Source organism: Blastococcus sp. SYSU D00669 (assembly GCF_054050715.1).
On sequence record NZ_JBJGZV010000001.1, the window covers coordinates 30,764 to 44,582 of the forward strand.

Sequence of the window (13,819 nt, forward strand, 5' to 3'; positions counted from 1 at the left end):
GCGGGTTCCTCGGTCAGTCCACGAGGGCCTGGCTGACCAGCTGCCGCAGGTGGTTGCGGATCGGCAGCGTGCTCGAGGGCAGCAGCTGGGTGTAGAAGGTGACGACGACGTCCTCCACCGGGTCGACGTAGAACGCGGTGGACGCGGCCCCGCCCCAGCTGTAGTCGCCGACGCTGGACACGACGCCGTAGCGCACCGGGTCGATCACCATCGAGAAGCCGAGGCCGAACCCGACCCCGCGCAGCGGGGTCTCGGCGAACAGCGGCCGGCCGAAGCTCTCCAGGTCCTGGTTGCCGGGCAGGTGGTTGCGGACCATGTGCGCGATCGTCCGCGGGCCGAGCAGCCGCCCGCCGTCGTGGTCGCCGCCGCGGCGCAGCAGCTCGCAGAAGCGCAGGTAGTCACCGGCGGTGGAGACCAGCCCGCCGCCGCCGGAGAGGAACGCGGGCTTGGCGTGGGCGGCGGCGCCCATGGCGTCCAGCGGGGCGAAGCCGGTCGGCGCCCCGCCGGGCGGACCGGGGACGGCGGCGTAGAGGCGGGCCAGCGACTCGGGCTCGTCGCCGTCCCGCAGGCCGAACGAGGTGTCGCGCATGCCGAGCGGCGCGAAGATCCGCTGCTCGAAGAACTCGTCGAGCGGCTGCCCGGAGAGCACCTCGACCAGCCGGCCGAGGACGTCGGTGGAGACGCCGTAGTTCCACTCGCTGCCGGGCTGGAACACCAGCGGGATGGCCGCCCACTGCCGGCAGACCTCGGCGGAGTCGGCGCCGGGCGGGGTGCCCCACTCGTGGCCGGCGGCCCGGTACATCGCGTCGCACGGGTGCGCGTGGTGGAAGCCGTAGGTGAGCCCGGAGGTGTGGGTGAGCAGGTGCCGCACCCGGATCGGCTCCAGCGCCGGCTGGGTGACCGGCTTCTGGGCGGAGCCGGCGACGTAGACCCGCGGCTCGGCGAACTCGGGCAGCCACTTCGCGATCGGGTCGTTCAGCTCGAACGCGCCCTCCTCGTACAGCATCATCGCTGCGACCGAGGTGACCGGCTTGGTCATCGAGAAGATGCGCCAGCGGGTGCCGGCCTCGACCGGCAGCCCCTCCTCGACGTTCCGCCGTCCGGCGGTGCCGACGTGCACCAGCCGCCCGTGCCGGGAGACGGTGACCAGGAAGCCCGGGATCCGCCCCTCGTCGACCCAGCGGGCGAGCCGGCGGTCCAGCCGGGACAGCCGTCCCGGGTCGAACCCGACCTCACCGGGGTCGGTGGTCACCTCGAGTTCCGTCACGTCTCCTCCGATGGATGGCTCCCTGGACGGCGCCGGCGCCTGCCCCCGCATCCTGACGCAGGGGCAGGCGCCGTGCCGTCCGGATCAGACCGGGACGTTGCCGGCGGCCTTCTTCAGGTTGGAGCCGGCGGTCACCTTGACCGTGTTGGCGGCCGGGATGTCGATCGTCTCGCCGGTCTGCGGGTTGCGGCCGGTCCGGGCCGACCGCTGGGTGCGCTCGACGGTCAGCAGGCCGGAGACCGCGACCTTCTCGCCCCGGGTGATCGCCTCGACGAGCTCCTCCTGGAGGCCGTCGATGACCGAGGTGACGGTCGACGCGGGCACGTCGGCGCGCTTGGCGATGGCGGAGACCAGTTCGCTCTTGTTCACAGGGTTCCTCTCGGTGTCGTGTCTGGCGCCCGGGCGCGGCTGGTGCCGGCCCCCGTCCTCCTCCGACGCGTCAGCCGCGTCGGGGAGTTCCCCCGGGGACCGCACGGCCGCGGACCGCCCGGTTGCATCCGGCCTCGTCAGGAGGCCGGACCAGGGGGCACCGTGCCATGCCGACCAGCCATCACGCCACTGCGGGGGGTGGGAAATCCCTGGAGTCACAGCCGTACCGGTCCGTTCCGGGGGCTGGTGAGGGGGTTCAGTGGCCCCCTGCGGGGGCCCGCTGCGAGCGTGCGAGCGGCGGGGGGCAGGGGGGCCTCTTATAGCGTGGCCGGCGTGCCAGTGATCCCGGGGACCGACCTGACCGTCAGCGACCTGTGCCTGGGCGGCAACGTCTTCGGCTGGACCGCGGACGAGCCCAGCTCCTTCGCCGTCCTCGACCGCTACCTCGACGCGACGCCGTCGACGGTCAGCCCGTTCGTCGACACCGCGGAGATGTACGGCAGCGGCCGCTCCGAGCAGCTGCTGGGCGCGTGGCTGGCCGAGCGCGGGCTCCGCGACCGGTTCGTCGTGGCCACCAAGGCCTCGCCGATGGAGAAGGAGCACCCGCTCTCGGCGGTGGAGATCCGGACGGCGGCCGAGCAGTCGCTGCGCAACCTGCGGACCGACCGGATCGACCTGTACTACGCCCACTACGACGACACGACGACGCCGCTCGAGGAGACGCTGACCGCGTTCGACGAGCTCGTGACCAGCGGGAAGGTGCGGTACGTCGCGGCGTCGAACTACTCGGCGGCGCGGCTGACCGAGGCGCTGGAGACCTCCGAGAAGCTCGGCGTCACCCGCTACGTCGGGCTGCAGACGCACTACAACCTGGTCGACCGGGCGCGGTTCGAGGACGAGCTGCGCGACGTGGTCGCCGAGCACGGCCTGGGCACCTTCCCCTACTTCGGGCTGGCCCGCGGCTTCCTGACCGGCAAGTACCGCGCCGGTGAGCGGGTGGACTCCCCGCGGGCGGCGAAGGCCGCCGAGCACGTGGGGGAGCGGGGCGACCGGATCCTGGCCGCGCTGGCGCAGGTCGCCGACGCCCACGGGGTGACCGGCTCGGCGGTGGCGCTGCGCTGGCTGGCCGACCAGCCGACCGTGGTCGCGCCGCTGGCGAGCGCCCGCAACGTGGAGCAGCTGGCCGACCTGCTGCCGATGCAGGACCTGCGGCTCGCCGACGACGAGCGGCAGCTCCTCACCGACGCGTCGAGCTGATCCGGAGTCCCACGGCGCGGAAAACGCTGCCGCGGGACTCCACGAGGGCTCAGACGGCGATGATGCGGTCCCGGACGGCCTGGACCAGCTCCGGGGTCACGTCGGTGACGCCGTGGTCGTGGGCGGCGTGGCCGGCGACCTGGCTGAGGATGCCGGCGTCGTCGGCGGCGGAGAACCGGGCGCTGCAACCGAGGATGACGTCGCCGCAGGCGAAGGTCGTCACGGTGGACTCCTTGTCGGGGGCGGTGCGCGGCCGAGCCGTCCGGTCGGACGCCCGGGGTCTGGGGTCGGCTACCTCGCGTGCCGGGCCGAGGCGAGGTCCTCGAGCCGGATCAGGCCGAGGACGGCGCCGACCTGGTCGGTCACCAGCACGGGGTCGAAGCGCTCCGCCGGCGCACGGGTGAGCGCGCGCTGCAGCGTCTCGCCGATGCCCGCCGAGGGGTGGACCCGCAGCGACACCGGGGCGACGTAGGTCTGCGCCGTGCGCGGGTCGCGCAGGACCAGGTGCAGCGGCTCGCCGTACGAGCCGACCAGGACGGCGGGGGGCGGGGCGTCGGCGGCGTGCGTGGCCGGCACCTGCCGGACGGGGCGCATCAGGCTCGCGACGCTCTCGGTGAGCCGGACGCGGGCGGCCTGGCCCTTCACCAGCCGGACCACCTCCGGCGCCAGCGGCGCGAACCCGGACGACGGCCGGCCCAGCACCCAGCCCTGGCCCAGCGGGACACCCAGGCGCATGAACGCGGCCAGCTCGCCCGCGGTCTCCAGCCCCTCGGCCAGCAGCCAGGCGTCGATCCGGCCGGCGAACTCGCCGACCATCTCGGCCAGCGCCACGCGCACCGGGTCGGAGTCGGCGTCGCCGACCAGCGCCCGGTCGAGCTTGACCACCTGGGGGCGCAGGGCGGCCAGCTGCTGCAGGCCCGAGTAGCCGGAGCCGGCGTCGTCCAGGGCGATGAGCGCGCCGCGGTCCCGCAGCTCGTCGGCCTGCCGCTTGAGCGCGGCCAGGTCGTCGACCGGGGTGTGCTCGGTGAGCTCGACGACGACGCGGGTCAGGTCGCGGCGGGTCGCCAGGGCCCGCTGCACCGGGTCGCTGCCGAGCAGGTGCGGGCTGACGTTGACGGTCAGGAAGGTGTTGTCGGGCAGGCCGGGGACGGCGGCCAGCGCCTTGTGGACGGCCAGCGCCTCGAGCTCGGCGCCCAGGCCGGCCTCCTCGGCCGCGGCGAACCACACGTCGGGGCCGGCGGTGCCGGGGAAGCGGGCCAGCGACTCGTAGCCGGCGACGGTGGCGCCGGCCAGGTCGACGATCGGCTGGAAGGCCAGCGCGAGGTCGTCCGGGGACGCCAGCAGCGGCCGGCAGTCCGGCAGGGTGAGGGTCCCGGGCACGGTTCACGGATCGGCGCCGCGGCGGCGGGCGTGAACGGCGGGTCGGGGCGGATCACCCGTCCGGGGGAGGGCGGCGCGCCGTCACTTCGAGGGACGATCCGGTTTCGCACGGACCGACGTGACAGCATGGGTCCGACCGCGGGTCCAGCAGTGCGCCCGCCGCTGCCGGGAGCTCGAGGGGAGACGTGCGTGTCGGCACTGCCCATTCCTGCGCCCGTCGACGTGCTCCGCGACCGGCACCGCATCGCCAGCGCCCGCCGGCTGCTCGTGGAGGTCCCCGGCCCGGCGGCGTTCGACCGGCTCTCCGCGCTCGCCGCCCGCCTCGTCGGCGCCGGCCACGCCAAGGTCACCATCTTCACCGACCAGGACACCGTCGTCGGCGGGCACGGCCTGCCGGCCGGCGTCATCGGCGGCCCGGCGCTGCTCACCGGCGCGCTGTCGGAGATCGTCGTCCGCCAGGGTGAGCCGCTGAACATCCCCTCGGCCCGCGACGACGAGCGGGTGGCCCACCTGCCCGCGGTCACCTCCGGGCAGGTGCAGGCCTACCTGGGCGCCCCGCTGGTCGCGGCGTCCGGGCACGTCGTCGGCGTCCTCGCCGTCTACGACACGACACCGCGGTCCTGGACCGACGACGCCGCCCGGCTGCTCGAGCAGCTGTCGGCGTCGGTCGTCGCCGAGCTCGAGCTCTCGGCCGCGCAGTCGGCGGTGGGCGCGTCGTCGGCGCGGCTGGACGTGGCCCTGGAGGCCGGCTCGGTCGGCATCTGGGAGCGCGACCTGCGCACCGGCTCCGTGTTCTGGGACGAGCGCGCCGCGGCGATCTTCGGCCTCGAGGGCGCGGTCCAGCTCGACGACCTCGACCAGCTGATGCAGCACATCCACCCCGACGACCACGCCGGCGTGCGCGAGGCGATGGCCACCGCGCTGGCCGAGCGCGGCGAGTTCGTCGCGGAGTGCCGGGTGCTGCGGACGGACGGCGCGGTCCGGTGGACCGTCTCGCGCGCCCGCGTCGTCGTCGACCCCGGCGGGGAGGCGGTGCGCGTCCTCGGCACCGTCGTCGACGTCACCGACGCGCGCGAGGAGTCCGAGCGCCGGCTGTCCGCCGTGCAGCGGGCGGCGGCCATCGCCGAGGTGGCCGCCGAGATGGCCAACGCGACGCGGATCGAGCAGCTGGCCGGCATCGCCCAGCGCGGCGCCCAGGTGCTCGGCGCCCGCTCCAGCGCGCTGGCCGTCTTCGACCCCGGCGGCGCGCCGCTGCGGCTGCACCTGACCCACTGGCTCGTCGACGCCGTCCGCACCGGTGCCGACGTCGAGCTGCCGCCCGGGGGCGTCGAGATCGAGCTCGACGACTCGCTGCCCACCCAGTACGTGGCGCGGCACGGCCGGCGCGTGTTCCTGTCCTCCGCCGAGGAGGCGCGGGCCCGGTTCCCGAAGATGGCCGAGATCACCGACGTGATCGGCGTGCACGCGCTCGCCGCGCTGCCGCTGCGGGTCGAGGGGCGGGTGCTCGGCAGCTTCGTCGTCGTCTGGTCCGAGGAGCACCCCTTCGCCGGGGACGACCTCGAGGTGCTCGACGCGCTCACGGCGCAGATCGCCCTCTCGGTGTCCCGCCTGCAGGCCGACGCCGAGCGCGACGCCGCCGTCACGGCCATGGCCGAGGCCAACCGGCACCTGCAGCTGCTCGCCGACGTCGGCCGGGTGCTGTCGGACACCGTCGACATCAGCGCGCAGATCGAGGAGCTGACCTCGCTCGTCGTCCCCGCCCTCGGTGACTGGTGCTGGCTGGTCGTCACCGACGAGCAGGGCCGGCTGCACGAGATGGCCACCGGTCACCGCGACCCCGCCCGCAGGGCCGAGGTGGACGAGTACGTGCGGTCGATGCTCGCCGGCGCCACCGAGGAGGCCAGCCCGCACCGGGTGTCGCGCACCGGCCGGCCGGTCGTGATGCCGGTGATCGAGCAGGAGTACCTGGAGCGGATCCTGCCCGACCCCGCGCTGCGCGAGCTGTTCGCCCGCCTGGGCGCGGTCTCCAGCGCGATCGTGCCGCTGGCCGGCCGCGGTCAGACGCTCGGCGCCCTCGGGCTGCTGAACGGGCCCGACCGCGGGCCGCACTCCGCCGCCGAGGTGGACACCGCGATCGAGGTGGGCCGCCGGGCCGGGCTGGCGCTGCAGCACGCGCGGCTGTTCGTCCAGCAGCGGGCCCTCGCCGAGACGCTGCAGCGCAGCATGCTGACGGCTCCGCCGGAGCCCGACCACAGCGAGATCGTCGTCCGCTACGTGCCGGCCGCCGCGGCCACCGGGGCCGAGATCGGCGGCGACTGGTACGACGCGTTCCTGCAGACCGACGGCGCCACGGTGCTCGCGATCGGCGACGTCGTCGGCCACGACAGCCGCGCGGCGGCCTCCATGGGCCAGGTCCGGGGCCTGCTGCGCGGCATCAGCTACTCCAGCGGCGCCTCCCCGGCGCGGGTGCTCACCGAGCTCGACCGCGCCGTCCACGGCCTGGCGCTGGACACCATGGCGACCTGCCTGGTGGCCCGGCTCGAGCGCACCCCCGACGACCTCGCCGGGGGGCGGGCGCTGCTGCGCTGGTCCAACGCCGGGCACCTGCCGCCGATCGTGCTCGGCGCCGACGGCGCGGTCACCGTGCTCGACGGCGGGTCGTTCGACCTCCTGCTGGGGGTGGCGCACGACACCGAGCGCTGCGACCACGTCGCCGAGATCGAGCGGGGCTCGACGGTGCTGCTCTACACCGACGGGCTGGTCGAGCGCCGCGACCGCGACATCGACGCGGGGACGGCGGAGCTGGTCGAGGTGCTGCGCGGCTGCGTGGGGCTGCCGCTGGCCGAGCTGTGCGACCGGGTGCTCACCCGGCTGTTCCTGCCCGACACCGAGGACGACGTCGCCCTGCTCGCCGTCCGCCTGCACCCCGAGGACCGCCCGCGGCCGCCCGGGGCCGGCCCGCAGCTCGTCCCGCCGGGCACCGCGCCCTCCCCGCGCGTCCTGCGCTGAGGCTCAGCCCCGGCGGCGACGGCGGACGGCGGTCCGGGTGCGGGCCGGCAGGTCGACCGCCACCGGCGCCGACCAGCCGCGCCAGACCGACAGCACCCGCAGCAGCGCGACGAAGACGATCACCGCGATCGCGACCGGCAGCGGGCCGAGGTCCAGCGGCCCGGAGAGCACGCTCAGCAGCGCGGCTCCGAGCAGCGCGGCCACCGCGTTGTACGGCCCCGGCTGCACGATGTCGGCGCGCTGGGCCAGCAGCACGTCGCGGATGAGCGCGCCGCCGACCGCGGTGAGCGTGCCGATGAACAGCACCGAGGCGACCGGCAGCCCGGCCAGCTCCGCCCGCTGCGCGCCGACCACGGTGAAGAAGCCCAGCGTGACCGCGTCGAGGACGACGAGCAGCCCGGTGAGCCGCGACAGCCAGCCGGAGAAGTAGAACGTCACCATCGCGGTGATCGCCACGGTGGGCAGGTATGCCTCGTTGGTCAGCGCGACCGGCGGGCCCTCGGCCAGCAGCACGTCGCGGATCAGCCCGCCGCCCAGCCCGCCGCTGATGGCGAGCAGCAGCACGCCGGAGACGGCGAACCCCTCGCGGGCGGCGAGCAGCCCGCCGGTGAGCGCGCCGATGACGATCGCGGCGAGGTCGACCGACAGCGGCACGCGGAGCGCTTCGGCCACGGCGAGGAGTTCCACGGGAGGACATCATCCGGGGCGTCCCCGAGGCCGTGACAGGGGCGCCGGTGCCGCCCTAGCGTGATGGCACCGCCGTCCCTCCCCGGAGGTCGCCATGACCGTCCACCGTCCCGGCAAGGACGACGTCGCCGCGCTCGCCCGCTCCTACGGGATGCAGCCCAGCGACGCCGAACTCGACACCTACGCCCTGCTCGTCGCGGGCGCCTTCGACTCCTACGAGGCGGTCGAGGAGCTCTACGCGGCGATCGCGCCGCCGGAGCGCACCGACCGCCCGAGCTCCCGGCCGGACGAGGCGGAGAACCCGCTCGGCGCCTGGTACGTGCGCACCGAGATCCGCGGGGCCGACGCCGGGCCGCTGGCCGGGCGGACCGTCGCGGTCAAGGACAACATCGCGGTCGCGGGCGTCCCGATGATGAACGGCTCGCACACCCTGGAGGGATTCGTCCCCCGGCGAGACGCCACCGTGGTCAGCCGGCTGCTGGGCGCCGGCGCGACGATCGCCGGCAAGGCCGTGTGCGAGGACCTGTGCTTCTCCGGCGGCAGCCACACCTCGTGCAGCGGTCCCGTGCGCAACCCGTGGGACCCGTCCCGCACCACCGGCGGCAGCTCCAGCGGCAGCGCCGCGCTGGTGGCCGCAGGCGAGGTCGACCTCGCGCTCGGCGGCGACCAGGGCGGCTCGATCCGCATGCCGGCGGCGTTCAGCGGCATCGTGGGGCACAAGCCGACCCACGGCCTGGTGCCCTACACGGGCGCGTTCCCGATCGAGCTGACCCTCGACCACCTGGGCCCGATGACGCGCACCGCGGCCGACGCCGCCGTCGTCCTCGACGTCGTCGCCGGGCGCGACGGGCTGGACCCGCGGCAGCCGGCCGGCCTGGTGCCCGAGGAGTACGCCGCGGCGCTCGGCGGCGGCGTCGCCGGCCTCCGGGTGGGCGTCCTCGCCCAGGGGTTCGGGTTCGCCGAGCTGTCCGAGCCCGGTGTGGACGACACGGTGCGCGCGGCGGCCGGGCGGCTCGGTGAGCTCGGCATCGAGGTGGTCGACGTCGACCTGCCGTGGCACCGGCACGCGATGCACGTCTGGAACGTGATCGCCACCGACGGCGCCGCGGCCCAGATGATCAACGGTGAGGGCTACGGCCTGAACTGGGAGGGGCTCTACGACCCCGAGCTGGTCGAGCACTACGGCCGGCAGCGCCGCGAGGTCGCCGACCGCTGGTCGCCCACGGTGAACCTGGTCGCGATGGCCGGTCGCTGGTCGGCCGAGCGGATGCACGGGCGGCACTACGCCATGGCGCGGAACCTGGCCATCGAGGTGCGCGAGCGCTACGACCAGGCCCTGTCGCACGTCGACCTGCTGGTGCTGCCCACCGTGCCGATGGTCGCGCCGCCGATCCCCGCGCCCGACGACCCGCTCGAGATCCAGGTGGCGCGGGCGCTGGAGATGATCGTCAACTGCGCGCCGTTCGACGTCAGCGGCCACCCGGCGACCAGCGTCCCGGCCGGGCTGGCCGACGGGCTGCCGGTCGGGATGATGCTGGTCGGCCGGCGGTTCGAGGACGCCACCTGCCTGAGGGTCGCGCACGCCTTCGAGCAGCTGGTCGGCGGCTTCCCCGCGCCCCCCACCCGCGAGCCGGCCCTCGCGTGACCCCCACTCCCGCTTTCGGCGCCGAAAGCGGCACTGCTTTCGGCGCCGAAAGCGGAGGTCGGCTACTGGCCGGGCGGAACCTCGAGGTCGGTGGCCGTGTCACCGGGCGCCTGCGTGGCCTCGGCCTGGGCGCGCACCTCGGCGTCGCGGGCGGCCATCGCCTCCTGCCGCTCGCCCTCCTCCTCGAGGATCCGCGCGGCCTTCCACGCCGCCGGGATCGCGAACGCGTCGACCAGCGTGGTCATGTGCGGCCTCACGTCCTTGAGCAGCGCGTTCACCGTCGCCGTCAGCACCTTGGCGCGGGTGGGGGTGAGCCGGCCGTGCTCGAGGAACCAGCCCTTGTCCTGCTCGATCGTCCACAGCGCGTAGAGGTCGCACAGCGAGTCCAGCAGCCGCTTGGCGTCGGGGTCGGTGGTGCGGTCGACGCCGGCCACGAAGGCCTCGAGCACGATCCGGTCGATGTGCGTCTGCGCCGTCCGCAGCACGTGGTCCTGGACGTCGTTGAACATGTCGAACGGCTCCATGCCCTCGGTGGCCGCGTTCTTCCGCAGCCGCTTGATCGCGCCCTCGAGGGTGTGCTTCTCGCGGAACTCGAACATCTTCAGCTGCCAGCCGCGGTCGAGCAGGGGGACGTCGTCGTCCCGGCCGGGCACCGCGTCGACCAGCCGCGCGATGAGGTTGCGGGCCGCCGTCCGCTCCAGCACCGTCTCGCGGACCATGTCGGCGACGAAGCCGACCTTGCCCCACCCGTCGAGCGAGCCGAACGCGTCGCGGTAGCCGGTGAGCAGGCCCTTGGCCACCAGCTGCAGCAGGACGGTGTTGTCGCCCTCGAACGTCGTGAAGACGTCGGTGTCGGCCTTGAGGGCGGGCAGCCGGTTCTCGGCGAGGTAGCCCGCGCCGCCGCAGGCCTCGCGGCACATCTGGATGGTGCGGGTGGCGTGCCAGGTGTTGGCCGCCTTGAGCCCGGCCGCCCGCGACTCCAGCTCGCGCTGGCCCTGCTCGTCGATCTCCTCGCCCAGGACGTGCGTCTTGTACTGGACGTCGTGCATCGTGCTGACCAGCTCCTCCTGCGCGAAGTGCAGCGCGTAGGAGGTGGCCAGGGCCGGCAGCAGCTTGCGCTGGTGCACGAGGTAGTCGTTGACGACGATCTCGCGGTCCCTGCCGGGGGCGGCGAACTGGCGGCGCACGTCGCCGTACCGGACGGCGATGTCCAGCGCCAGCTTCGTCGCCGAGCCGGCCGAGCCGCCGACGCTCACCCGGCCGCGCACCAGCGTGCCGAGCATGGTGAAGAAGCGGCGGGTCTCGTTCTCGATGCTCGAGGAGTAGGTGCCGTCCTCGGCGACCTGCCCGTAGCGGTCGAGCAGCATCTCCCGCGGGACCTCGACGTGGTCGAAGGTCAGCCGGCCGTTGTCGACGCCGAGCAGGCCGGCCTTCGGGCCGTCGTCCCCGATGGTCACTCCCGCGCACGGCGTGCCGTCGGCGTCGCGGATCGGCACCAGCCAGGCGTGCACGCCGTGGTTCTCCCCCCGGGTGATCAGCTGCGCGAAGACGACGGCCATCCGGCCGTCCTCCGCGGCGTTGCCGATGTAGTCCTTGCGCGCCGCCTCGTGCGGGGTGTGCAGGTCGAACGTCTGCGTCGCGGGGTCGTAGGTGCACGTCGTGCGCAGCTGCTGGACGTCGGACCCGTGCCCGGTCTCGGTCATCGCGAAGCAGCCGGGCAGGTCGAAGCTCATGATGTCGGCGAGGTACGCGGCGTGGTGGCGCTCGGTGCCCAGCAGCTGGACGGCGCCGCCGAACAGACCCCACTGGACTCCGGCCTTGACCATCAGCGACAGGTCGCCGAACGCCAGCATCTCGATGGAGGCCACCGAGCCGCCGGCGTCGTCCTGCCCCCCGTACTCCTTGGGGAAGCCGAGGCCGACGCGGCCGCTGGCGGCGAGCTTCCTCGTCAGCCGGGTGATCCTCTCGCGCGCCTCCTGCACGGTCTCGCCGTAGACCGGGGCGAACTCGGGGTCGCCCAGGTGCTCGCGGGCGTCGCGGCGCACGTGCCCCCAGCGCCCGTCGAGGACCTCCTGGATCGCCCGGGGGTCCACCGACGCGGGAAGACTGGTGGTCACTTCTCCTCCTGAGGGGTCGAGCCGATGGCCGAGAGCCCCGACCACGCGAGATCCGTGAGATGAGCGGCGAGTTCGCTGCGGGGCATGGGGCGCTCCGCGCGGAGCCACCAGTCGGCCGCCGAGCGGACCAGCCCGACGACGCCGTGGCCCCAGGGCGCGGCGGCCGCCGGATCGCGGCCGGCCTGCTGCAGCGCGACCGAGACCGCGGCGGCGGCCTGGTCGCCGACCAGGTCGGACAGGGTGTCGATGGGATCGCTGGTCGCCGACCGGTCGAGGTTGGGCGGGTGGACGACGAAGCGGTACAGCTCCGGGTCGGCCTCCAGGAAGCCGAGGTAGGTGTCGATCGCGGCGGCCAGCATCCGCCGCGGCTCGCCGCTGCTCTCGAACGCCTCGCGGAGCTTGGGCAGCAGCTGGGAGGCCACCCTGTTGCAGACGGCGACGTGCAGCTCGGCGCGGTCGGCGAAGTGCCGGTAGACGACGGTCTTGCTGGTGCCGGCCTCGGCCGCGATCTCCTCCATGCCCACGCCGGCGCCGTGCTTGCCGACGGCGGCGAGGGTGGCGTCGACCAGCTGGCGCCGGCGTTCGGCCCGGTGCTCGTCCCACCTCGAGTCGCGGCGGTCGCGGGCCGTCGCCGGCTCCGACTCGCGGCGCTCCCCGCCGTGGGCGATCTTGTCCTGCGACGCAGGTCTCACCGCCTCAAGTTTCATGTGAAGAACGGTACCTGATACCGTTGGTACCGAGCAATTCCACCGACCCCGGAGGTCCCGATGACCCGCAAGGCCGCGATCGTCGGCGGTAACCGCATCCCGTTCGCCCGTTCGAACTCGACGTACGCGCAGGCGTCCAACCAGGACATGCTCACCACGACGCTCGACGGTCTCGTCGCGCGCTTCGGCCTGCAGGGTGCGCAGGTGGGCGAGGTCGTCGCCGGCGCCGTCCTCAAGCACTCCCGCGACTTCAACCTGACGCGCGAGAGCGTGCTGGGCTCCCGGCTCGCGGCCTCCACCCCCGCCTACGACGTCCAGCAGGCGTGCGGCACCGGCCTCGAGGCCGCGGTGCTCGTCGCCAACAAGATCGCACTCGGGCAGATCGAGTCCGGCATCGCCGGCGGCGTCGACACCACCTCCGACGCCCCGCTCGCGGTCAACGACGACCTGCGGCGGGTGCTCATCTCGCTGAACAACGCCAAGACCGTGCAGCAGCGGCTCAAGGCGCTGGCCGGCATCCGGCCCGGCATGCTCGCCCCGGAGGTCCCGCGCAACGCCGAGCCGCGCACCGGCCTGGCCATGGGCGACCACGCCCAGGTCACCGCGCACGAGTGGGAGATCGGCCGCGAGGAGCAGGACGAGCTCACCGTCCGCTCGCACCAGAACCTGGCCGCCGCCTACGACCGCGGCTTCTTCGACGACCTGGTCACCCCGTTCCTGGGCCTGACCCGCGACCAGAACCTGCGGCCGGACTCCTCGCTGGAGAAGCTGGCGAAGCTGAAGCCGGTGTTCGGCAGGGCGCTGCCCGAGGGCGCCGAGGCCACCATGACGGCCGGCAACTCCACCCCGCTGTCCGACGGCGCCTCCGCGGTGCTGCTGGCCTCCGACGAGTGGGCCGCCGAGCGGGGGTTGCCCGTCCTGGCCCACCTGGTCGACGCGCAGACCGCCGCGGTCGACTACGTGCACGGCGGCGAGGGCCTGCTCATGGCGCCGGTCTACGCGCTGCCCGTGCTGCTCGCCCGCAACGGCCTGACCCTGCAGGACTTCGAGTTCTACGAGATCCACGAGGCGTTCGCGTCCACCGTCCTGGCCACGCTCAAGGCCTGGGAGGACCCGGACTACTGCAAGGGCAAGCTCGGCCTCGACGCCCCGCTCGGGGCGATCGACCGGTCGAAGCTGAACGTCAACGGCTCGTCGCTGGCCGCCGGGCACCCCTTCGCCGCGACCGGCGGCCGCATCGTCGCCTCCCTGGCCAAGCAGCTGCACGAGGCGGGCCCGGGCAAGCGCGGCCTGATCTCCATCTGCGCCGCCGGCGGCCAGGGCGTCGTCGCGATCCTCGAGTCCTGATCCCGCGCTGCATCCCGATCGAGCACCTCGGAGG

Annotated in this window: 11 protein-coding genes; 4 read left to right on the plus strand and 7 right to left on the minus strand. The window is 74.3% G+C overall.

The features are described from left to right. Positions 1-13 precede the first annotated feature (13 nt). Both ACI8AF_RS00140 and ACI8AF_RS00145 read right to left on the minus strand, forming a co-directional pair. Positions 14-1,267, minus strand: a complete 1,254-nt coding sequence (locus ACI8AF_RS00140) for a serine hydrolase domain-containing protein (RefSeq protein WP_456537622.1) — start codon at positions 1,265-1,267, stop codon at positions 14-16. A gap of 84 nt (positions 1,268-1,351) precedes the next feature. After that, entirely contained in the window at positions 1,352-1,636 is a 285-nt protein-coding gene (locus ACI8AF_RS00145; protein ID WP_456537623.1) for an HU family DNA-binding protein, read from the minus strand. Between the two features lie 333 nt (positions 1,637-1,969). Here ACI8AF_RS00145 and ACI8AF_RS00150 point away from each other — a divergent pair, with 333 nt between their 5' ends. After that, entirely contained in the window at positions 1,970-2,893 is a 924-nt protein-coding gene (locus tag ACI8AF_RS00150) for an aldo/keto reductase (RefSeq protein ID WP_456537624.1), read from the plus strand. Positions 2,894-2,942: 49 nt separating this feature from the next. On the opposite strand, the gene ACI8AF_RS00155 is transcribed toward ACI8AF_RS00150, so the two are convergent. Next, complete coding sequence (locus ACI8AF_RS00155; protein ID WP_456537625.1) at positions 2,943-3,116, minus strand: DUF1059 domain-containing protein; 174 nt, start codon at positions 3,114-3,116, stop codon at positions 2,943-2,945. A 68-nt stretch (positions 3,117-3,184) separates the two neighbouring features. Beyond that, the gene (locus ACI8AF_RS00160; RefSeq protein WP_456537626.1) at positions 3,185-4,273 is read right to left on the minus strand and encodes an EAL domain-containing protein; all 1,089 of its coding nucleotides are present in this window, start codon (positions 4,271-4,273) and stop codon (positions 3,185-3,187) included. Positions 4,274-4,462: 189 nt separating this feature from the next. Between ACI8AF_RS00160 and ACI8AF_RS00165 the strand changes: the two genes are divergently transcribed. Further along, positions 4,463-7,282, plus strand: coding sequence for a SpoIIE family protein phosphatase (locus ACI8AF_RS00165; RefSeq protein ID WP_456537627.1), 2,820 nt, complete (start codon positions 4,463-4,465; stop codon positions 7,280-7,282). 3 nt (positions 7,283-7,285) lie between these two features. On the opposite strand, the gene ACI8AF_RS00170 is transcribed toward ACI8AF_RS00165, so the two are convergent. Beyond that, entirely contained in the window at positions 7,286-7,969 is a 684-nt protein-coding gene (locus ACI8AF_RS00170) for a trimeric intracellular cation channel family protein (protein WP_456537628.1), read from the minus strand. Positions 7,970-8,063: 94 nt separating this feature from the next. Here ACI8AF_RS00170 and ACI8AF_RS00175 point away from each other — a divergent pair, with 94 nt between their 5' ends. Then, positions 8,064-9,614 carry an amidase gene (locus ACI8AF_RS00175; RefSeq protein ID WP_456537629.1) on the plus strand — a complete coding sequence of 517 codons (1,551 nt, stop codon included), beginning with the start codon at positions 8,064-8,066 and terminating at the stop codon, positions 9,612-9,614. Positions 9,615-9,676: 62 nt separating this feature from the next. Here the strand turns inward: ACI8AF_RS00175 and ACI8AF_RS00180 are convergent, their stop codons facing one another. Together ACI8AF_RS00180 and ACI8AF_RS00185 are read right to left on the minus strand one after the other, a co-directional pair. Then, positions 9,677-11,731: an acyl-CoA dehydrogenase family protein gene (locus ACI8AF_RS00180; protein ID WP_456537630.1), complete on the minus strand. Its 2,055-nt coding sequence runs from the start codon at positions 11,729-11,731 to the stop codon at positions 9,677-9,679. Continuing rightward, on the minus strand, positions 11,728-12,438 hold the full coding sequence (locus tag ACI8AF_RS00185; RefSeq protein ID WP_456537631.1) for a TetR family transcriptional regulator: 711 nt from the start codon (positions 12,436-12,438) through the stop codon (positions 11,728-11,730). Before ACI8AF_RS00185 ends, ACI8AF_RS00180 begins: the two co-directional genes overlap by 4 nt. Positions 12,439-12,498: 60 nt before the next feature. Here ACI8AF_RS00185 and ACI8AF_RS00190 point away from each other — a divergent pair, with 60 nt between their 5' ends. After that, a complete protein-coding gene (locus tag ACI8AF_RS00190; RefSeq protein ID WP_456537632.1) occupies positions 12,499-13,785 on the plus strand; it encodes an acetyl-CoA C-acetyltransferase in 1,287 nt (428 codons plus the stop codon). Positions 13,786-13,819 lie beyond the last annotated feature (34 nt).